The following is a 19,692-nucleotide window of genomic DNA, read 5'->3' on the forward strand; positions in this document are numbered from 1 at the left end:
CCTGCGCCCGCTCGTGATCGCCCTGGAGGATCCGTGACCCTGCTGACCCGACTCAGCCTCGCCAACCGCGCCGTCGTCGCCCTGTTCACCGTCCTCATCGTCGGGGCGGGGCTCTGGGCCACCGGCAGCATGAAGCAGGAGCTGCTGCCGTCGATGTCGCAGCCCGCGGCGGTCGTCCTCGTGACCAAGCCCGGCGCCTCTGCCGAGACCCTCGACCACGACGTCGTGAAGCCGCTGTCCGACACGCTGGGCTCCGTGACAGGGGTGGACGAGGTGCGCACGAGTACCTCGAGCGGCAGCGGGCAGCTGACCGTGTCGTGGGCGTTCGGCCGCGACGACACCAAGATCCTCGCCGACCTCAAGGCCGCCGCGACGGCCGCCGGATCCGCCGCCGACGGCATCCACACCGAGGTGTATGCGGGCAGCTCCGCCGACATCCCGGTGCAGAGCCTCGCGATCACCGGGGACGGCGACGTCGAGGCACTGGCCGACCGAGTGGACAAGACCCTCGTCTCCGCGATCGAGCACGTGCCGGGCGTGCGCGCCGTGCAGGTGTCGGGACGCGTCTCCGAGCGCGTGCTGGTGACCCTGGATCCGGCCAAGCTCTCGGCGCGATCGGTCGATGCGGCCGCGGTGTCGGGGATCCTGCGCACCGCCGGCGTCGTGGTTCCGGCCGGAACCAGCAGCGACGGCACCAGGGCGATGGCGATCGAGGTGGGCCAGGAGGGCACGTCGATCGAGCGGCTCTCCGCGATGCCGATCCCGACGATGCAGGGGCCCGTGCCGTTGTCCGAGGTCGCGACGGTCGAGCTCGCTCCCGTCCCGCAGAGCTCGATCTCGCGCTCGGACGGCCGTCCCGCACTGAGCCTGACGATCACCAAGACCCCCGAGGCGAACGCCGTGCAGGTGTCGCATGCGGTGACCGCCGCGGTCGGGAAGACCCTGCCCTCTCTCGGTGCGAATGCCGCGAGCTCCGTGCTGTTCGACCAGTCCACGATGATCGAGAAGTCGACCCACGACCTGGCCGTCGAGGGCGGCCTGGGCCTCGTGTTCGCGGTGCTCATCATCCTGGTCTTCCTGCTCTCTCCGAAGGCGACGGTGATCACGGCCGTCTCGATCCCGCTTTCACTGCTCATCGCGGTGATCGGACTGCGCGTCGGCGGCTTCTCCTTCAACGTGTTCACGCTCGCCGCGCTGACGGTCGCCGTGGGTCGGGTCGTCGACGACTCGATCGTCGTCATCGAGAACATCGCGCGACGACGCGGATCCGCACCGCTCACGCCCGCGGACGTGCTCGCCGCGGTGCGCCAGGTGGCCGGTGCCGTGACGGCGTCGACGCTGACGACGGTCGCGGTGTTCCTGCCGGTCGCGCTCGTCGGCGGCATGGCCGGGGAGCTGTTCCGGCCGTTCGCGCTGACGGTGACGATCGCGCTGCTGGCCTCGCTGCTGGTGTCGCTGACGATCGTGCCCGTGCTCGCGTACTGGTTCCTGCGCCGTCCGGCGAAGGGGGCGGCGGCGGAGGCCGCCGCGGACGTCGAGCACGGGGCGACCGCCCTGGTGGAGCACGCGGAGGCGTCGGGCCCGGCCGTCGCGGACTCGCATCAGGCCGGCACAGCAGCAGCGACCGCCTCGGCCTCGGATCCGGCGGCACAGGATCCCGCCGAGCGCGTCACGCGCATGCAGCGGGCGTATCTGCCCTCGCTGCTGTTCGCACTGCGGCGCCCCGTCACCATCGTGCTGATCTCGGTCGTGGTGTTCGCCGGCACGATCGTGGCCGCCGGGTTCCTGAAGACCGATATGCTCGGCAGCTTCGCCGACGAGCGCGCGGTGACCGTCACCCAGACGATGCCGCTGGACACCACGCTCGCCGTCTCGGACAAGGCGGCCACCGCCCTGGAGAAGAAGGTCCGCGACCTCGACGGCGTCGCCTCGTACCGCACCACCGCGGGCGAGCAGGGGGCTCCCGTCACGCTCGACATCGTGATCGCCGCGGATGCGGACCCCAAGGCCGTGCTGCCGCGGATCCGCACCGCGGTGGGCCAGCTCCCTGACGCCGACCGCATCACCGTGTCGACGCAGGCGACGCAGACCACCTCGTCCTCGATCGACGTGATCGTGAAGAGCCCCGACGAGAAGGCGCTCGCGAGCGCGTCCGAGAAGCTCACCGCCGCACTCGGCAAGGTCGACGGCATCGGCACGGTGAAGAGCGATCTCGCCTCTGATCTCCCGGTGCTGAAGGTCTCGGTCGATCCGGCGCGCGCCGCGACGCAGGGCTTCACCACCGCCGAGGTGGGCGCGGCGATCTCCGCCGCCGTGCAGGGCGAGCGGCTCGGCTCCGTCGGCATCGACGGCACCGCCACGGATCTGGTGGTCCGCGCGCAGTCGACGGCGACGGATCCGGAAGCGGTCAAGGCGCTCACCCTGCCGATCTCGGCGCTCCAGGCGCAGAAGACGCAGAAGGATGCCGCGGACGCACTGCAGCGCGAGCAGGAGGCGATGTCCTCCCAGGCGCGCACGGAGGCCGAGAACAAGGCCGACGAGCAGCTCTCCGAGCTGTACGACGCCCGCTCCTCTGGGGCGCAGGATCTGGTCGCGCTGCGCGAGCAGCTCGCGCAGCTGCTCGCCTCCCCGCCGCCCGCCGACGCGAACCCCGCGACGCAGGGCCAGCTCAGCGCGCTCGAGTACCAGAAGCTCGTCCAGCAGCTCACCCAGGCCGTGGCCGGGGCGGAGAGCGGGCTGAGCAACCTGGACGAGCAGATCTCCGGGGCGCGCACCGCGATCGCCGACGGCTCGCGCCAGCAGGCCGAGACCGACCGGCTCACCCAGGCGCAGCGCGACCTCGAGCACCTGCGCGCGACGCCTATCCGGGTCGGCGACATCGCCGCGGTGGAGGTCGTCTCGGCCCCCGCGACGATCACCCGGATCGACGGCGCCCGCGCGGTCACGATCTCGGCCACGCCCGCCGAGGGGGCGGACCTCTCCACGGCGTCGTACGGCGTGCAGACAGCCGTGGATGGGGTCTCCCTGCCCGCAGGCGTGAGCCTGGACGAGGGCGGCGCCGCCGCCGAGCAGGCGCAGTCGTTCGGGGAGCTCGGCATCGCCATGCTCGCCGCGATCGCCCTGGTCTACATCGTGCTGGTCGCGACGTTCCGCTCGCTCGTGCAGCCCCTGCTGCTGCTGGTCTCGGTGCCGTTCGCCGCGACAGGGGCGATCGCGGGCCTGCTGATCACCGGAACGCCGCTCGGCATTCCGGCGCTGATCGGCATGCTCATGCTGATCGGGATCGTGGTCACGAACGCGATCGTGCTGATCGACCTCATCAACGAGTATCGCAGGAACGGCTCGGGCCTGGACGACGCCGTGGTGCACGGCGCGCGACTGCGCCTGCGGCCGATCATCATGACCGCGTGCGCGACCATCTTCGCGCTCATCCCGATGGCGCTCGGCATCACCGGTGGCGGGGCGTTCATCTCGCAGTCGCTGGCGATCGTCGTGATCGGCGGGCTGGTGTCGTCGACCGTGCTCACGCTGCTGCTGGTGCCGGCGCTGGTCGTGCTGTACGAGCGCCGCGGAGACCGCCGGCAGGCGCGGCGGGAGCGTCGCGAGGCCCGCCGCCAGGGCCGCACCGCCGGAGTCGAGGTGTTCGAGAACGAGCAGGATCCGGCATCGTCCGAGGGCGAGACGGCCGCTGCGCTGCCGCTGAGCGCCGAGGAGCCCGGGCCCCGCTCGTCGCGCACGAGCACGGATCGGGCGGCGTCCGCCGACCCGGAGGACCGTGGGAGACTGGCGACGTGACCGACGGCTCCGCGCGCGCCCTGGATCGCGCCGCGTCGCGCTGGCAGCGTCATCCGCACGTGGCCGACGCGCTCACGACGCTCAGCTGGGTCGTGCTGACGGCTGTGCCGATGTTCGCGGCGGAATCCGCGGATCCTGCGATCGCGGCGCGACCCGTCGGGCCGTGGGGCTTCGGCCTCGGGCTCGTCGTGGTCGCGATCGTCGCGACGACCATGGTGCTTCTCCGTCGGCGCAACCCGGTGCTGCTCTTCCTCGTCTCGGTCACGCTGCCGCTCGTGCTGCTGCCGTTCTCGCTCGATGTGGGAGCGTTCGCAGTCGCGTACGCGGTGTTCGCGATCGCCGTGTACGACCGGGTGTCCCGGGCGTGGATCGCCGGAGCGGTCGCCTACGCGGTGACCCTCGTGCTGAGCGCCGTGCACCTGCTCACGGGGTTCGGCTTCACGCCCGTGAACCGCTCCGGGTCGCGACTGGAAACCGCCCTGACCTGGGCCGCCTTCGATCTGCTCTTGCTCCTGGTCGCGCTGCTGTGGGGGCAGAACGCGGGCAACCGCCGCCGCTACGTGGCGGCCCTCGTGGAGCGGGCGCGGATCCTGGAGCATGAGCGCGATCAGGAGGCGCAGCTCGCCGCCCTCGCCGAGCGCTCGCGCATCGCCCGCGACGTGCACGACATCGTGTCGCACTCGCTGAGCGTCATCGTGCGGCTGGCCGACGGCACGAGGGCCGTGTTCGACGCCGATCCGGACCGCGCACGGGAGGCGGTGGGCCAGATCGGCGGCGTCGCGCGCTCCTCCCTCGACGAGATGCGGAGGGCGCTCGGGGTGCTCGAACGGCCGAACGGACAGGAGTCCGCGCGCACCGGTACAGGGCTCGAGGACCTGCCGCGCCTCGCCGAGGTCTACCGAGGGATCGGGCTGCCGGTGCGACTGGACCTGGACCTGGGACGGGCGGGGCGGGAAGGCACCCCGGGACCCGCGGCCGTCGATGCGCAGGGGATCCCGGCAGGGCTCCAGATGACCGTGTTCCGGGTGGTGCAGGAGTCCCTCACCAATGCGCTCCGGCACGCCGAGGCGCCCACCCAGGTGCGGGTCGAGGTGCGGGTGGACGAGGATGCGATCCACGCCGAGATCCGCGACGACGGCGCGGTGGCGACGGTCGCGGCGGAGGGCACGCGCTCGGGGCACGGCGGCACGCCGGAGCGCGGCCGCGCGAGCGGATCGGAGGGCGCGCCGGCCCCCGCCCGCGTCGGGCGCGGGCTGCTGGGGATGCGTGAGCGGGCGGCCCTCTATGGAGGAACGCTCGACGCCGGCCCATCGGGCGCCCGTGGCTGGACCGTGCGCCTCGCGCTGCCGAGGAGCGGGTCATGACGGCGGTGCGGGTGCTCATCGCCGACGACCAGGCCCTGATCCGCGCGGGCCTCGCGATGGTGCTGGGCGCCCAGCCGGACATCGAGGTGGTCGGTGAGGCGCAGGACGGCATCGAGGCCGTGGCGCTCGCGAACGTGCACCAGCCGGACGTCGTGCTGATGGACGTGCAGATGCCCCGCATGGACGGCCTGGAGGCGACGAGGGAACTCGTCTCGTCAGGCAGCGGCATCAGAGTGCTCGTGCTCACCACCTTCGACCTGGACGCCTACGCGTTCGGCGCGATCGACGCCGGAGCCAGCGGCTTCCTGCTCAAGGACTCGGATGCCGAGGACATCATCGCCGCGATCCGTGCGGTGGCCGCCGGCGACGCCGTGCTCGCCCCGCGGGTCACGTCGGAGCTGCTGCGGCGCTTCGGCGCGCTCACCCGCGCCGCGGAGGATCCCGCCCGCCGCGCGAAGGATGACGACCGGCGCGCGGCCGCGGCCCGACTGCAGGTGCTCACCGACCGGGAGCGCGAGGTCTTCGACGCGCTCGTGCAGGGGCTGTCCAACGCCGAGATCGCGGAGAAGCTCTGGCTGAGCGAATCGACCGTCAAGACCCACGTCGGCCGCGTGCTGCAGAAGCTCGGCATGCGGGATCGCGTGCTGGCGGTCGTGTTCGCGTTCCGGAACGGCCTGACCGATCCGCAGTGACCGCACCGACTACGCTGAAACCGTGCTGCTGAGCGACAGGGATATCAGGGCGGGGCTCGACACGGGACGGATCGGACTGGATCCGCTCGAACCGTCGATGATCCAGCCGTCGAGCATCGATGTGCGGCTGGACCGCTACTTCCGCCTCTTCGACAACCACAAATACCCCTTCATCGACCCGGGAGAGGACCAGCCAGAACTGACGCGGCTGATCGAGGTCGAGCCGGATGAGCCGTTCGTGCTGCACCCGGGGGAGTTCGCACTCGGTGCGACGTTCGAGCAGGTGTCGCTCTCGGAGGATGTCGCCGCCCGTCTCGAGGGCAAGTCCTCGCTGGGTCGCCTCGGGCTCATCACGCACTCCACGGCCGGCTTCATCGATCCCGGCTTCACGGGGCACGTCACGCTCGAGCTCGCGAACGTCGCGACCCTGCCGATCAAGCTCTGGCCCGGCATGAAGATCGGACAGCTGTGCTTCTTCCAGCTGTCCTCTCCGGCGGAGAACCCGTACGGATCCGGTCCGTACGGCAACCGCTACCAGGGGCAGCGCGGCCCGACGGCGTCGCGCTCGTTCCAGAACTTCCATCGCACCGACGTCGGCGTCACCGACGCGGGATCCACCGGAGGCTGACATGAGCGCGGACGAGACGGATCCGAACCCGGACGCGCAGTCCGCACCGAAGCCGTCCGTCGCGCCGCCGCCTGCAGCGCCGCCGCCTGCCGGCGACACCGAGCTCGCCCCTGTCCCGGTGGAGAGCGAGGGGCTGGCCGATCTCCTGGCCGATCCCGAGATCGCCCCGGCCGAGGAGAGCGCAGCGCTCGCCGACCTGCTCGCCCCGCCCGCGGAGGCCGCGCCGGCGGAGGAGACGCCGGGGCTCGCGGAGCTCCTCGCCTCGCCGGACCCTGCGGCGTTCGGCGACGCGGAGCCCGCGCCCGAGAGCCCGGCCGCTGCCGATGCCGAGGTCTCGCGCGCCCCGGCTCCTGTGGCGGATCCGGCTCCCCCGGAGGATCCGACTCCTGTGGAGGATCCGGCTCCCGCCTCGGGGCCTCCGCCGCTCCCCGCGCTTCCGCCGGAGCGACCAGCGCCGCCGCTCGCCCCGGAGGGCGGGGGTGGCAACTACCCGCTGCTCGTCGGGCTGGTGTTCCTGCTCCTCGTCGTGCTGCTGGTCGGCGCCATCGTGCTGATCGCCGTGCTCATCGCGAACGCCGCGTGGCCGTTCCCGATCGCCGCCGCCGCGCTCCCGGCCGTGCTGCCGCTCGTCTGACGGACACGGGGTTCGCGCGCGACGGCCGATCCGGACGATCGGTCGGATCCGCCGGACGCACGGTCGGGCGCCCGCGCGAAGAACACGGAAAGCTGGAAGCATGACCACGACCGCCCCTGTGCCCACGACCGCGGCCGCCGCCCCGCGCCGGCTGAACTACAGCGCCCTGCTCGCCATGATGGCGACGGCGTTCCTGCTCGTCACCGCGGAGTTCCTCCCCGGCGGTCTGCTCACCGACATCGCGGCGGAGATCGGGGTCACGCCCGGCCAGGCCGGCCAGATGGTCACGGTGACGGCGCTCGCAGGGCTCATCGTGGCGCCGACCATCGGCCTCATGCTGCCCCGTCTGGATCGTCGCTCGCTGCTGGTGTGGATGGCGATCGGCGCGGCCGTCTCGAATCTGATCGTCGCCGTCGCGCCGAACCTGCCGCTGCTGCTCGTCGCCCGCGTGCTGCTGGGCGCCGCACTGAGCGGCTTCTGGTCGATGTCGGTGACGGTGGCGGCGCGGATCGCCGGGCCGGAGCGCCTGGGCCGGGCGATGATGTTCAATTCGGCCGGCGTATCGCTCGCGACAGTGGCGGGCGTGCCGGCGGGCGTGCTGCTCAGTCAGGTGCTCGACTGGCGCGGGGTGTTCGGGATCGCCGCGGCGGCCAGCGTCGTCCTCGCGGTCCTTCTGCGGATCCTGCTCCCGAGCGTGCCCGCCGAAGGGACTGCCCGGTTGTCGACCCTGGTCGAGACGTTCCGTCGTCGCGGCGTCGGTCTGGGTGTGGTCGGCCATGTGCTCGTCGTGCTCGGGCACTTCATCGCGTACACGTACATCCGGGTCGCCCTCGAGCGGGTCCACGAGGGCGGCGCCGCGATCACCGAGGGAACGATCATCCTGCTGCTCGCGCTGTTCGGCATCGGCGGCTTCATAGGGAACATCGCGATCGGCATCATCGTCGACCGCCGTTACCGGACGCTCGCGGTGATCACCCCGCTCGTGATCGCCGGGATGGTGCTGCTGATGAACGCGCTGGTCGGATCCCTGTGGGCGATCGGCGTGGTCGCGTTCGTCTGGGGCTTCTTCTTCGCCTCGTGGCTGCTGATCGTGAACACCTGGATCGGGCATCGCATGCCGGACCGGCTCGAGTCGGGCGGGAGCCTGGTGGTCATGGGGTTCCAGGCCGCGATCATGATCGCCGCGGGCGTCGGCGGTCTGCTGGTGGACGGCATCGGGATCTCCCAGGTCTACGTGATCGGTGCGGCCGTGCTCATCGTCGGCGCGGTGCTGTTCGGGTTCTCGAGCCGGATCAGCGCCCGCGCGGAGCGCTGATCCGGGCGTCGGTCCCGCAACCCTGAAGGACGATGGCGACTCTGCAGGAGGATCCGAGCGGATCCATCCTCAGAAGTGGCCATCGTCCTTCGACGTTGAGGCGGGGATCCGGCGGATCCGGCCGCCGTCAGGCGGTGCGAGCCTCGCGCCAGGCGGACGGGGTCTGCCCGGTGCGGCGGCGGAACGCGCGGCTGAACCCCTCGTCGGAGCTGTAGCCGAGGTCGCGGGAGATCTCGCTGACCAGGCAGCCGAGCGCGAGACGGTCCTGCGCGGCGCGGATGCGCACCTCGGTCACATAGCTCGCCGGCGAGGTGCCGAACGCGGCGCGGAACCGCTCCGCGAACACCGTCCGCGACATGGCGCCGACACTGGCCATGCCCTCGACGCTCCAGTCGCGTCCCGGCGCGGCGTGGATCGCCTCGATCACGCGCTCCAGGAACGGGTCGCTCGTGCGCGCGGGCCAGCCCGCAGGGGCGCAGCCGTGCGCGGCCCATGCGCGGATCACCGACGCCAGCACGGTGTTCGCCATCATGCGGCAGATCACGGCGTCGCCGTCGCGGCTCGCGTCCTCGAGTGCGGCGGTGTCCAGCGGGAGCGCGGTGAGGTCGAGCCCCACCTGCGCGGCCAGGGCGGCGGCGGCCGGCTCGTGGTGGGCGAAGTCGCGCACCAGGGCGATGTCGGGCAGTGCGTCCGCGACGTGCGCGGCCGCGGGAGCGAGGATGAGGGTGGACACCAGGATCCGCGTGCCGGGGTCGGTCTTGAGCGACATCGGCAGGCGGCCGGGGGTCAGCATGGCGTCGCCGTGGGCGAGCGACATCGGCTTGTCGCCGCAGCGGGTGTGCACGGCGCCCTCGATGACATAGACGACCGAGAGCGCGTTGCGATCCAGGGCGATGGTCTCGGCGGGATCCGGCGCGATGCGCACCTGCCGCCGCAGCCGGACGTCGACGGTCGCGAGGAGGGCATCGACGGCGCCGCGGGCCTGCATCGCCACGTCCGGCACGGCGTGCAGCGGCGGCATCCGGTCGGGAGCGATAAGGGTCATGTGAAAGGGAAACCGTGCACGCGCGGGCTCTATTCCGCCGCGCGGACGAGGGCGTCGTCGGCGGAGAGCCGGACAGAAGGATCCGGCCCCCGCCGCGGAGTGCGGGCAGGGGCCGGATCGGACGCGCGAGGTCAGCCGTTGCGGTGGCGGCCGTCGTGCAGGTGGATGTGGAGGTGGGCAGGGGAGCGACCGGGTGCACCGTGCCCGCGGAACGGGTGCTCGCCGCGCCCGTGCTCACGGGGGAGGCGCTCGCCGTCCGCGTGCCCTCCGCAGCGGTGCTCGTGACGGAGGTGCTCGTGACGGAGGTGCTCGCGGTGCGACCACTCGCGACCGGCACCGGAACGCCCGCCGAAGCGGCCGTGTCCGAAGCCGCCGGGGTGGCCGCCGTGGAAGCCGTCCTCATGACGGGGGTGCTCGCCGTGGCGCGCGAAGCGCTCGCCGAACTCTCCGTCGTGGTGGTCGCCGTGGTGACGATCGTGCCCGCGGTGACCGCGACCGCGGTGTCCGTGCTCGCGACGGTCGCGGCCCGCGCCCCGGCGCTCGCCGGTGTGACGACGGGGCAGGCGCGTGCCCTCCTCGTAGCCGAGGCCGCGGGCGAGCTTCTCGAGGGCGGCCGCCATCGTGGCGAACTCCTCAGGGTCGAGGGCGCCGGCGACCTGCGCGCGGATCTCCTCGACGGCGGTGCTCAGGCGCGCCTTGGCGGCGGCGCCTTCTGCGGTGAGCGTCCAGCCGTCCGGGCCGGGCTCGACCCAGCCGAGGGCGGCCAGGTGGCGCACCTTGCCGTCGGGGAGGTCCCGCCCGAGCGGGACGGTGCCGTCGACGGCGTTGAGGATCCGCCAGTCACGGCGGGTGATCCCCTCGTCCTCGAAGGCGGTGGCGAACTCGGCCGCCAGCAGGCGGTCGACGGCGGTGATCCAGAAGCCGAACGGGCGGCTCCGGTCGGCGGGCGTGTTCTCTGGGGTGTTCTCTGTGCTGTTCATGCGAAGTCCTTCAGGTATCGGGGCGATGACGGCGGCTCGTCGCTGTGGCGGCCGTCTCTCCGGTTCTCCCGGATCCATGTCATCTGCCATGTACATGCAGTGTGACATGCAATTGGGGTCCATGTCAAGTCGCATGTAAAATCGGAGCATGCCTCACGATGCCGAGAACCCGGATCCGCTCGACGCGATCGTCGCCGCGCTCGGCCTGCTGCGCGGACGCGGGCCGCGTTCGCCCCGCGAGCACCGTCACGGGATGCATGACGGGGACCCGCGGCATGGCGAGGGGTTCCGCGGGCGCGGCGGGCCGCACGGCGATCACGGGGATCACGGCGGTCCGCACGCGGATCCGCATGGGCGAGGCGCCGGCCCCTGGGGCGGCGGCCCCTGGGGTGGTGGGCGCGGTGAGGCGCCCGCGCGGCTGCGCATGCTCGAAGCGCTGGCCTCGGGGCCGCTCAGCGTCAGCGCGCTGGGCGAGGCGATCGGCGTGGATCAGCCACGCGCCTCGCGTCTCGTGCAGCAGGGCGTCGAGCGAGGCTGGCTGCGCCGCGACGCGGATCCCGACGACGCCCGCCGCACGCGGATCGTGCTCACCGACGAGGGGCGGCGGATGGGGCGCGGCGTCCGCGGTGACCGGCGCGAGGCGCTGCGCGGCGCGATGTCGGCGCTGACGGCCGAGGAGCAGGCCGAGTTCGCACGCCTGCTCGCCAAGGTCGCCGCGAACTGGCGCTGACCGGGCGGGGAATCGCTCAGGGCGCGGTGGCGACCTGCGGCTCCGATGTCGTGATGCCCGCGATTCCTGCGCCGGTGAAGGCGACGACCGCGTCGAGCACCGGATCCGCTTGCAGTACGCGGTTGTGCCCGAACCCCTCGGTGCGCAGCAGGTGCGAGCGGCCGGCGTGCGCGGCGTGCAGGCGCAGGGCATCGGCGTCGGGCATGCGGCGGTCGACGCGGTCGTGCACCACGAGAAGCTCGGTGCCGGAGGGCAGCGGGTTCTGCACCGCGTCGTAGGCCGCGGCGATCCCCTCCGGGTCGAGGCCGAATCGCGCCCCGAACCGCTGCTCGAAGCGCGCGGCGACCGCGGGCTCGAGGCGAAGGGTGCGGGAGAACTCCGCGAGGAATGCGGTCGGCGCGGAGGCGCCGGCGATGACCGCGACGCGGGAGGCGGGCACGGTCGTGCGCGCGGCGGTGAGGGCGGCGAGCCCGCCGAAGGAGTGGCCGACGATCGCATGGAAGGGACCATCGCTGCGCTGCAGCTGCTCCGCGGCAGTGACCCAGTCTCGAAGGTCGGTGCTCCGCCCGGCGGAGTCTCCATGCGCGGGAGCGTCGAAGGAGACCACCCGGAAGCCCTCGGTGACCAGCTCGCGCACGAGCGGGGCGAACTGCGATGCTCGCCCCTGCCAGCCGTGCATCAGCAGCACGGCGCGCTCGCCGCGCCCCCAGCGGTAGGCGGCGATCTCGGTTCCGCGGATCGGGATCCGTCCCCGCTGGGCGTCCCGATGTGTGGCGAGGTCGGAGCCGCGCACGGCCATGCGCGGGGCCGTCGTGAAGAACAGGCGCAGGGCGAGGCGGCCGGCGAGGCGCGGCGACACGGCGCCGGCGGCGCGGATGCCGCCGAGGATCAGGCGGGCGGAAGTGGGCATGGGATCCCCCTCGGACAAAGAATACGAACGGTCATACGTAGAATAAGCGAACGATCGTTCGTACACTAGGGGCATGTCGAAAGTCGCGCCCCGCCCAGCGGCCGGCGCCGGGATCGCACCGGGGCCGACGTCGGACGGACGTCGCCTGCGCGGCGACGCCTCGCGACGCACCGTGCTCGAGAGCGCGACGGACATCGCGTCGGTGGACGGCCTGGACGGCCTCACGATCGGGCGGCTGGCGACGGCGTCCGGGCGGGGCAAGAGCAGCATCGCGACGCTGTTCCAGAGCAAAGAGGGGCTGCAGCTCGCGACGATCGCCGCCGCGCGGGAGATCTTCACCGCGCTCATCGTCGAGCGGGCACGCGTCGAGCCCCGCGGGGTGCGGCGGCTGTCGGCCCTGCTCCGCAACGCCCTGGACTACTCCCGCGACCGGGTCTTCACGGGCGGCTGTTTCTTCGCGGCGACCGCCGCAGACGTGGATTCCAAGCCCGGTCCGGTGCGAGATGCCGTGCGCACTGCCCTCGTGGACTGGTACGGCTACGTCGAGGCGCAGGTGCGGCACGGGATCGCTGCGGGGGAGCTCGACGCCGGAGCGGATGCCGAGCAGCTGGCGTTCGAGCTCGTCGCGCTGAACGAGGAGGCCAACTCGCGCTCGCTGCTCCTTCAGGACGATCGCCCCTACACTCTCGCGGCTCGGGCGATGCGCGATCGGCTGCGCGCCGCGGGTGCGGCACCGGGGCATGTGATCGCGCTCGACGCGTAGGGATCCGCCGGGCGGACGCGGTCCGTGGGCGGTGCTCCGCCGAGATCCGGCCTAGTGCGAGAGCCGCACGCTCCGCCGCGTCTCCTTGACCGGCAGGAGCAGCAGCAGGCCCACCAGCAGCACCGCGACGATGCCGAGGATGCCGAACTTGGTGTTCCCGGTCAGGATGATCAGCACCGTCCAGGCGCCTTGGGCGATCCAGCTCGCAGCGCGGCCGGTCGTGGCGTAGAGGCCGAAGACCTCGCCCTCGCGGCCGGCCGGTGTGACCCGGGCCAGGAACGAGCGCCCCGCGGACTGCGCCGGTCCGACGAACGCGCACAGGATCAGACCGCCGATCCAGTAGGCGACCTGGCCGGTGTCGACCAGCGCGAACACCGCGATGCCGGACACGATCATGCAGGCGAGCGAGATGATGATGAGCCGCTTCGGGCCCCAGCGGTCGTCGAGGCGGCCTGCCAGGATCGTGGAGACACCGGCGATCAGGTTCGCGGCGACGCCGAAGATCACCAGATGGATGAAGTCGAAGCCGAAGACGGTGCTCGCGATCACGGCGCCGAAGGTGAAGACCGCGCTCAGGCCGTCGCGGAAGACCGCGCTCGCGACGAGGAACCAGAACGTCGTGCGCGTGCCGGGGTTGCGGTAGAGGCCGATCACGTCCTTCACGAGCAGTACGTAAGAGGCGAAGAAGCCGACCTTCCGGTCCGGACGGCCGAGCGACGGCTCCGGCACGTTCAGGAAGATGGGGATCGAGAACGCGATCGCCCAGACCGCGCAGCCGACCGCGATGATGCGGAACGGGAGTCCGCCGTCCGCGGAGAGCCCGAACCAGTCCGACATGTAGAACACGATCACCAGGACGAGCGCGACGATGCCGCCCAGATAGCCGAAGCCCCAGCCGAGGCCCGAGATTCGCCCGACCGTCTTGGGGCTCGCGATCGAGATGAGCATCGCGTTGGAATTGACCGAGGCGATCTCGCTGAACACGACGCCGGCGGAGATCAGGGCGACCCCCAGCCAGAACAGCGAGGGCGTCGGTGTGACGAACCAGAGTCCGAGCATGCACAGGATCAGGGCGCCCGTGCCGATCCCGAGCCACAGCTTCTGCCGCCCTGCCGCGTCCGCGCGCTGCCCGAGCACGGGCGCGAGCAGCAGGATCGCAAGGCCGGCGATCGTGCCGCCGAGCCCGAGGCCGCTCGTGAGCTCTGCGATCCCGGCGACCCTGGCCGGATCCGTCTTGTCGAGCTGCGCGAGCTCGGGCGGCAGGAACGCGTTCGTCGTCAGGTACAGCGCGGTGAAGATGAAGGTCAGGATCACCGAGTGGAACGGCTGCGTCGCCCAGTCCCAGAGCGCCCAGGAGTAGATCTGCTTCTTCGGCGCCGGCTCGTCCCCGCGGAGGTCCAGGCCCACGACCGCGACGGCGCCGCTGTTCGCGGTCGCCTGGGGTTCGGGATGATCGCCGTTGCTCATGCAGGAAGTCTCGTGCGTGCCGGTGAACGAGAGGTAGCGGCGCGCCGGTGCGGGATCCGCGATCCGCGGGGCCGCAGTCCGCGGTGCCGGGTACCGTCGGGGGATGGTGCTGCCCGTCGTGCTCGTCGAGGGGGAGAGCGATCGGCTCGCCCTCCTCGCCGCCGCGCGCGTCCGCGGGGACGACCTCCGTGCGGACGTGGTCTCTCTCGGCGGCATCACGAACCTGCGCTCCTGGCTGGAGCGGAGGGATCCTGTGGTGCCGGTGCGCGGGCTCTACGACGCCGCCGAAATGCGCTACGTGATCGGCGCACTGATCGCCGGAGGACTGCTGGCCGAGGGCGAGACGGATCCGGCCGTCATCGCCCGGGCGGGATTCTTCGGCTGCGAGCGCGACCTCGAGGACGAGGTGATCCGCGCCGCCGGTCCGGAGCTGGTGCTGGAGACGCTGGCCGCCCGCGGAGAGCTGGCGCTGTTCCGGGTCTTCCAGGGGCAGCCGGCGCAACGGGTCCGCTCGGTCGAGGCGCAGCTGCATCGCTTCGCCGGCACCGCGAGCGGCCGCAAGGCGCATTTCGCGGCCGATGTCGTGGCGGCCCTGCCTCCGGACCGAATCCCGGATCCGCTGGTGGCGGTGCTCGACGCCGCCGTGTCGCAGGCCTGAGGGGGGCCGTGGCGGTCACCGACCGTGTCCCAGTTTTGGCTGCGATATCGGGCCCCGCTGGACCAGAAGTGGGACGCGGTGCCGCCGAAAGCGGGACACGGGTGGGGCGGCCGAAGACTCGGAGGTCTTCTGCGGAGGCGTTACTCGCACGAGCACGCCGTAACCCAAACTAACGAGTCTCCCTGAACGCATGGCGGGGCGTCGATCAGGCTTGTGTAGTACTTCTACTAGTTTCGGCGTACCGTGGTTGCATGGGAACCGTGACGAAGACGGAGCTGAACCAGCAGACGGCGCGAGTCCTGGCGCGCGTCGCGTCCGGTGAGCACATCACTGTGACGGAGCGTGGTCGGCCGATCGCGGAGATCAGCCCGCCGCGCGAGAGCGCCTGGGACCGGCTGGTCGCCGAAGGGAAGATCAGGCCGGCGGTCGCGAGCGGAGGCGTGACGATCACGCCGATGTGGAGCGGAGCCACGACGGAGGAGATCATGGACGACATCCGCGGGGAGAACGGATGATCTACCTGGACACGTCCGCAGCGGTCAAGGTGCTCATCGTCGAAGAGCAGACTCAGGAGATGCGGGATCTCTTCGGCGGCACGGAGCCCTTGGTGTCATCCCGACTGCTCGAACTCGAGCTCGCCGTCGCACTGCAGCGTCGCGGAGGCGAGGAAGAGCGGGTATCGCGGGTCCTCTCGCGGATCTCCCTGTTCACTCTTGACGACGGCGTCCTCGCGAAGGCGTTGGAGGCGCGATCCGGGCTGCGAGCGCTGGACGCGCTGCACCTCGCCACGGCCCTGCAGCTGGAGGGCATCGTCGACTCGATGCTCAGCTTCGATCGGGAACTCGTGCAACGCGCACAGGCAGCCGGGATCCCTCCGCATCCGCTCTGCGCGTGATCGGTCCAGGGCCACGCCAGGCGGTCGGGCCATGTCCATGCAGTCTGTGGGATCAACGGGTTCGGGCTGGGGAATCGCTGATGCGGAACGCTGGCGCGGCTCGTTAGCGTGCCCGCACGGCACTGTTCGTGCCGGCCATCCCGAGCACGGAGATTCACATGTCAGCGTCGACTGCAAGACCTCGGATCCGCTTCGCCCTGTTCATCCTGATGCTGGCCATGGTCGCCGAAGGCCTCGACCTCGTCGTCGCGAGCTTCGTGTTCCCGCGCGTGATGGAGGAGTGGGGAACGAGCATCGAGGACATCACGCTGCTGGTCACTCTCAGCGTCGTCGCCGGCGCCATCGGCGGCTATCTCGCGGGCCCACTCGCGGACCGTTTCGGCTGCCGTCCGGTGATCCTTGTGTGCGCCCTGGAGTTCTCGGTGCTCACGATCGCGACCGCAGCGGCCCCCGGGCTCGCCGGGCTGATGATCGTTCGGCTGGCAGCGTGCGTCGGACTCGGCGCGCTTGTGCCCGTCGTGATCGCTCAGGTGGCGGAGCTCGTCCCCGAACGCAGCAGGTCGCACATGGTGAGTCTGGTCTGGTCGGGCGGCGCGTTCGGGTTCATCCTGGGCAGCCTGCTCGCCGCCGTGATCATCCCCGCAGCGGGCTGGCGGACTCTGGTGATCGTCAGCGGCGGCCTCTCACTCGTTCTGGTGCCGTTCCTGCTCCGCGTGCTGCCACGTCGCGCGGAACGGCTCGATGACCCGGCACCGGTCGCGGCCGACGACAAGCGGACCGCTGTCGGGACGCTCTTCGCCCGCCGCTATCTGGCCTCCACCATCCTCACCTGGATCTGCTTCGCCGTCGGCCTCGGCGTCGCGTACCTCATCGCGACGTACTTGCCGCTCATGGTCGAGCGCTACGGCCTGGGCTCCGGCAGCGCGGCGCTGGTGACCGGACTGTTCGGTCTGTGCGGGCTGCTGGGACAGCTCGGGCACGGCTTCGCGCTGCGGCGCTGGGATCCGCGCTCCGTGCTGGCCGTGATCTGGGGCGTCGGGACCGCGGGGATCGTCCTGCTCGCGGTGGTCGACCTCGGGATCGGAGGCTTCCTCGCCGCGATCTGCGCGATCGCATTCACGATCGCGGGATCCAACGCTGTGCTGCCCACTCTCGCCACGGCGCTGTATCCCGCGCGGGCGAACGCGACGGGCGTCTCCTGGGCGAACGGCGCCGGCCAGATCGGCCGCCTCGGCGGAGGGTGGGCCGGGGGTGCCATGCTCGCGGCGGGTCTCAGCACGCCCCAGCTCTTCCTCGGCATCGCCGTGCCCACCGTGGCAGGAATCGTCGCCGCGGTGCTGCTCCGGCGTGCCCGGCGGACGGCGGAGGCAGCGGAGGACGGGGCGCTTTCCCCTGCGATGCAGACGCCGGTCGGATCCGAGACGCTCGCATCCGAGGCCCGTTCGTGACGGGCGGGCCGGCCGCGGCCGCATCCTCTGAGATCGCGATCGCTGTCGGACACCTCCGATTCCGAGCCGTCTCCTGGGGGCCGTCCGACGGCATCCCCCTCCTCGCCCTGCACGGCTTTCCGCAGCACGCCCGCAGCTGGGACCGTGTCGCCCCGCTGCTCGCGGAGCAGGGGATCCGTACGGTCGCCTTCGATCAGCGCGGGTATTCGCCCGGGGCCCGGGTGCCGCTGGATCAGTACACGCTCGACGCTGTGGTCGCCGACGCAGTGGGCGTTGCGGACGCGCTCGGGTGGGATCGTGTGCACCTCGCCGGGTTTGGTCAGGGTGCGCTGCAGAGCTGGGCGACCGCTGCTGCGCATCCCGGTCGGATCGCATCACTCACGGCATTGCGCTTCCCGCACCCCGCAGCCTTCGCCCAGGCCGTGCGCAGGGACCCGGCGCAGCGCAGAGCGTGGAACGAGCTGGAGAGCATGAGCCCGCCCCATGCCGCGGCGCAACAGCTGCTGCGCGACGACGCAGCCGCGCTCCGGGCGTTCCTCGCGGCATCCGGGATGCATCCGACGCTCGTCGAGGAGACGACCGCGCGGCTGCAGGATCCGGAGGTCCTCGAGGCCGCCGTGGCCTGGCACCTCATTCCCGTCGAAGCGATGGCTGAGGTCGCTCCGGTCGCCGTGCCGTCGCTCTACGTCTTCAGCCAGGGCCCTGCGCTGCTGCCGGCCACCGCCCGGCTCTGCGCGGACTTCGCGCGGGGCCCCTACCGGATGGTGGAGCTCGACGAAGGCGGGCACTGGCTACTCGACACCGCTGCCGAGCGACTCGCCGTACTGATCGGCGACCACCTCCGGGCCGCGACGGACGGGAGCGCGAGTGCCTGACGTCGTCCTGTCCACCCCTTCCGGCAGTCTCCTGGGCCGCAGTGACGACGGCCTGCTCCGGTTTCATCGGGTTCCGTACGCTGAGGCCCCGGTGGGCGGCAGGCGATTCGCCGCACCCGTCCCCCTGCTGCCGTGGACAGGGATCCGCGGCTCGGCGGCGCCAGGGCCTATCGCACCGCAGCCGACGAGCCCGCTGGCGGACTCAAGCCGCGACATGAGCGAGGACTGCCTCTTCCTCGACGTCGTCACGCCGTCCGCGCACGGTCGTCGTCCCGTCGTGGTGTGGCTGCATGGCGGAGGCTATTTCGCCGGATCCTCGCTGGAACCCGACAGTGACGGCGCGCGGTTGAGCGCTGAGCACGATGTGGTGGTCGTGTCCGTGACACACCGCCTCGGCATTCTCGGATTCTTGGACCTGGAGCCCCTCGGCGTCCGCGGATCCGGCCTCGCCGGGCACCTCGACCTCATCGAGGCGCTGCGCTGGATCCGTGTGCACATCGCCGCCTTCGGCGGCGACCCGGGACGGGTCACGGTCGTCGGTCACTCCGGGGGCGGAGGCAAGACGTCCATGCTGCTGAGCACGCCTGGCGCGGAGCGGCTCATGCATGGTGCCGTGATCATGGCCGGGCCGGAGTTCGACCTCAACGACTGCGCACGCGCCGAGGCGACCCGGACCGCCGTTTCGGACGCCCTCGGGCTCACGGGCGACGCCGAGGAGCTCGTCTCCGGGCTGCGCCGGGTGCCGGCCGAGGTGCTCCTGCAGGTTCAGGAGCACCTCGGCGCAGGCGCGGCTCCCGGCCCCCACAGCATGCGCTTCTCGCCTGTCGTCGGTCGCCGTCTGCTTCCGCTCGTCCCCACGGCGGCGGCGCGAGTCGGCACCGGCGCCGACATCCCCCTCATCATCGGCACCGCCCGGGACGAGTCACACATCGTGCTCGGCGCGGATCCGGACGCCGCCTCGCGCGACCTCGCACCCGACGAACTACGCCGCCTCGTCGCGGACGGGCTGGATCGGCGCGATGACGCGGACCGGCTGCTGCAGAGCTACCGCGGCCTGCTCCCCGATATCGAGCTGCGAGAACTGTGGCTCACGATCGCCTCGGACCAGTTCCGGATCCGCAGCCTCCGCCTCGCCGAGGCGCGCCTGACCGCCGGCACCGCGGCCACTTACGTGTACCGGTACGACGTGCCGGCGACGACGGGGTCGGCGGCGCATGGCGCCGAGGTGCCCGCGTTCTTCGGATGGACCGGAGACGACACAGGCGCCCGGTGCCTGAGCGCGTTCGCGCGCACGGGGATCCCGGATCCCTCCTGGAGGGCGTACTCGACGGCAGAGCGGCACGAACTGCGCTTCCGCACGGAGGGCGCCGCGTGCATGACCGATCCCGATCCTGAGCGTCGTACGGCCTGGGACGGCATTGCCACCGGGCCGGGCTCGCATCCCTGGGCGCGGCTGCTCGAACCCGCGGAGTAGCCTGCATTCCACGATGAGG

Annotated in this window: 18 protein-coding genes; 14 read left to right on the plus strand and 4 right to left on the minus strand. The window is 71.9% G+C overall.

Features of this window, described 5'->3' with window-relative positions:
* The first annotated feature begins 33 nt into the window (after positions 1-33).
* From RS86_RS03885 to RS86_RS03910, 6 genes are all read left to right on the plus strand, one after another.
* Positions 34-3,795 carry an efflux RND transporter permease subunit gene (locus RS86_RS03885; protein WP_052680051.1) on the plus strand — a complete coding sequence of 1,254 codons (3,762 nt, stop codon included), beginning with the start codon at positions 34-36 and terminating at the stop codon, positions 3,793-3,795.
* Positions 3,792-5,159, plus strand: coding sequence for a sensor histidine kinase (locus tag RS86_RS03890; RefSeq protein ID WP_052680052.1), 1,368 nt, complete (start codon positions 3,792-3,794; stop codon positions 5,157-5,159). The genes RS86_RS03885 and RS86_RS03890 overlap by 4 nt, the downstream gene beginning before the upstream one ends.
* Positions 5,156-5,851: a response regulator gene (locus RS86_RS03895; protein WP_045270914.1), complete on the plus strand. Its 696-nt coding sequence runs from the start codon at positions 5,156-5,158 to the stop codon at positions 5,849-5,851. Before RS86_RS03890 ends, RS86_RS03895 begins: the two co-directional genes overlap by 4 nt.
* A gap of 22 nt (positions 5,852-5,873) precedes the next feature.
* Positions 5,874-6,479: a dCTP deaminase gene (dcd, locus tag RS86_RS03900; protein ID WP_045270915.1), complete on the plus strand. Its 606-nt coding sequence runs from the start codon at positions 5,874-5,876 to the stop codon at positions 6,477-6,479.
* A gap of 1 nt (position 6,480) precedes the next feature.
* Positions 6,481-7,113 (plus strand): hypothetical protein, encoded by a 633-nt coding sequence (locus RS86_RS19755; protein ID WP_052680053.1) that lies wholly within the window; start codon positions 6,481-6,483, stop codon positions 7,111-7,113.
* 100 nt (positions 7,114-7,213) lie between these two features.
* Complete coding sequence (locus tag RS86_RS03910; RefSeq protein ID WP_045270916.1) at positions 7,214-8,428, plus strand: MFS transporter; 1,215 nt, start codon at positions 7,214-7,216, stop codon at positions 8,426-8,428.
* Positions 8,429-8,555: 127 nt separating this feature from the next.
* Here RS86_RS03910 and RS86_RS19760 read toward each other — a convergent pair whose 3' ends face one another.
* Together RS86_RS19760 and RS86_RS19765 are read right to left on the minus strand one after the other, a co-directional pair.
* Positions 8,556-9,473 carry a helix-turn-helix transcriptional regulator gene (locus RS86_RS19760; RefSeq protein ID WP_052680054.1) on the minus strand — a complete coding sequence of 306 codons (918 nt, stop codon included), beginning with the start codon at positions 9,471-9,473 and terminating at the stop codon, positions 8,556-8,558.
* Between the two features lie 131 nt (positions 9,474-9,604).
* Positions 9,605-10,453: a MarR family winged helix-turn-helix transcriptional regulator gene (locus tag RS86_RS19765; RefSeq protein ID WP_052680055.1), complete on the minus strand. Its 849-nt coding sequence runs from the start codon at positions 10,451-10,453 to the stop codon at positions 9,605-9,607.
* A 148-nt stretch (positions 10,454-10,601) separates the two neighbouring features.
* Between RS86_RS19765 and RS86_RS20060 the strand changes: the two genes are divergently transcribed.
* Positions 10,602-11,183, plus strand: coding sequence for a MarR family winged helix-turn-helix transcriptional regulator (locus tag RS86_RS20060; RefSeq protein ID WP_082076541.1), 582 nt, complete (start codon positions 10,602-10,604; stop codon positions 11,181-11,183).
* A 16-nt stretch (positions 11,184-11,199) separates the two neighbouring features.
* Here RS86_RS20060 and RS86_RS03930 read toward each other — a convergent pair whose 3' ends face one another.
* On the minus strand, positions 11,200-12,093 hold the full coding sequence (locus RS86_RS03930; protein WP_045270917.1) for an alpha/beta fold hydrolase: 894 nt from the start codon (positions 12,091-12,093) through the stop codon (positions 11,200-11,202).
* A gap of 73 nt (positions 12,094-12,166) precedes the next feature.
* Here RS86_RS03930 and RS86_RS03935 point away from each other — a divergent pair, with 73 nt between their 5' ends.
* Positions 12,167-12,856 carry a TetR/AcrR family transcriptional regulator gene (locus RS86_RS03935; RefSeq protein WP_045270918.1) on the plus strand — a complete coding sequence of 230 codons (690 nt, stop codon included), beginning with the start codon at positions 12,167-12,169 and terminating at the stop codon, positions 12,854-12,856.
* A 51-nt stretch (positions 12,857-12,907) separates the two neighbouring features.
* Here RS86_RS03935 and RS86_RS03940 read toward each other — a convergent pair whose 3' ends face one another.
* On the minus strand, positions 12,908-14,323 hold the full coding sequence (locus RS86_RS03940; RefSeq protein ID WP_052680056.1) for an MFS transporter: 1,416 nt from the start codon (positions 14,321-14,323) through the stop codon (positions 12,908-12,910).
* Positions 14,324-14,426: 103 nt separating this feature from the next.
* Here RS86_RS03940 and RS86_RS03945 point away from each other — a divergent pair, with 103 nt between their 5' ends.
* The 6 genes from RS86_RS03945 (at position 14,427) to RS86_RS19770 (ending at position 19,673) form a co-directional block, all read left to right on the plus strand.
* On the plus strand, positions 14,427-14,981 hold the full coding sequence (locus tag RS86_RS03945) for a hypothetical protein (protein ID WP_045270919.1): 555 nt from the start codon (positions 14,427-14,429) through the stop codon (positions 14,979-14,981).
* 251 nt (positions 14,982-15,232) lie between these two features.
* Positions 15,233-15,496, plus strand: coding sequence for a type II toxin-antitoxin system Phd/YefM family antitoxin (locus RS86_RS03950; protein ID WP_045270920.1), 264 nt, complete (start codon positions 15,233-15,235; stop codon positions 15,494-15,496).
* Complete coding sequence (locus RS86_RS03955; protein ID WP_045270921.1) at positions 15,493-15,876, plus strand: type II toxin-antitoxin system VapC family toxin; 384 nt, start codon at positions 15,493-15,495, stop codon at positions 15,874-15,876. The genes RS86_RS03950 and RS86_RS03955 overlap by 4 nt, the downstream gene beginning before the upstream one ends.
* A 158-nt stretch (positions 15,877-16,034) precedes the next feature.
* A complete protein-coding gene (locus tag RS86_RS03960; RefSeq protein WP_045270922.1) occupies positions 16,035-17,324 on the plus strand; it encodes an MFS transporter in 1,290 nt (429 codons plus the stop codon).
* On the plus strand, positions 17,321-18,199 hold the full coding sequence (locus RS86_RS03965; protein WP_052680058.1) for an alpha/beta fold hydrolase: 879 nt from the start codon (positions 17,321-17,323) through the stop codon (positions 18,197-18,199). The genes RS86_RS03960 and RS86_RS03965 overlap by 4 nt, the downstream gene beginning before the upstream one ends.
* On the plus strand, positions 18,192-19,673 hold the full coding sequence (locus tag RS86_RS19770; RefSeq protein ID WP_082076543.1) for a carboxylesterase/lipase family protein: 1,482 nt from the start codon (positions 18,192-18,194) through the stop codon (positions 19,671-19,673). The genes RS86_RS03965 and RS86_RS19770 overlap by 8 nt, the downstream gene beginning before the upstream one ends.
* The last annotated feature ends 19 nt before the right edge of the window (positions 19,674-19,692 follow it).

It is taken from the genome of Microbacterium azadirachtae, assembly GCF_000956505.1.
Classification (GTDB): domain Bacteria; phylum Actinomycetota; class Actinomycetes; order Actinomycetales; family Microbacteriaceae; genus Microbacterium; species Microbacterium azadirachtae_A.

Bases quoted from the DNA above. Each gene is read 5' to 3' on its own strand.
- RS86_RS19760 (WP_052680054.1), bottom strand. From the start codon at position 9,473: ATGACCCTTATCGCTCCCGACCGGATGCCGCCGCTGCACGCCGTGCCG.
- RS86_RS20060 (WP_082076541.1), top strand. From the start codon at position 10,602: ATGCCTCACGATGCCGAGAACCCGGATCCGCTCGACGCGATCGTCGCC.
- RS86_RS03895 (WP_045270914.1), top strand. From the start codon at position 5,156: ATGACGGCGGTGCGGGTGCTCATCGCCGACGACCAGGCCCTGATCCGC.
- RS86_RS19765 (WP_052680055.1), bottom strand. From the start codon at position 10,453: ATGAACAGCACAGAGAACACCCCAGAGAACACGCCCGCCGACCGGAGC.
- RS86_RS03950 (WP_045270920.1), top strand. From the start codon at position 15,233: ATGGGAACCGTGACGAAGACGGAGCTGAACCAGCAGACGGCGCGAGTC.
- RS86_RS03945 (WP_045270919.1), top strand. From the start codon at position 14,427: ATGGTGCTGCCCGTCGTGCTCGTCGAGGGGGAGAGCGATCGGCTCGCC.
- RS86_RS03955 (WP_045270921.1), top strand. From the start codon at position 15,493: ATGATCTACCTGGACACGTCCGCAGCGGTCAAGGTGCTCATCGTCGAA.
- RS86_RS19755 (WP_052680053.1), top strand. From the start codon at position 6,481: ATGAGCGCGGACGAGACGGATCCGAACCCGGACGCGCAGTCCGCACCG.
- RS86_RS03930 (WP_045270917.1), bottom strand. From the start codon at position 12,093: ATGCCCACTTCCGCCCGCCTGATCCTCGGCGGCATCCGCGCCGCCGGC.
- RS86_RS03960 (WP_045270922.1), top strand. From the start codon at position 16,035: ATGTCAGCGTCGACTGCAAGACCTCGGATCCGCTTCGCCCTGTTCATC.
- RS86_RS03940 (WP_052680056.1), bottom strand. From the start codon at position 14,323: ATGAGCAACGGCGATCATCCCGAACCCCAGGCGACCGCGAACAGCGGC.
- RS86_RS03910 (WP_045270916.1), top strand. From the start codon at position 7,214: ATGACCACGACCGCCCCTGTGCCCACGACCGCGGCCGCCGCCCCGCGC.
- RS86_RS03935 (WP_045270918.1), top strand. From the start codon at position 12,167: ATGTCGAAAGTCGCGCCCCGCCCAGCGGCCGGCGCCGGGATCGCACCG.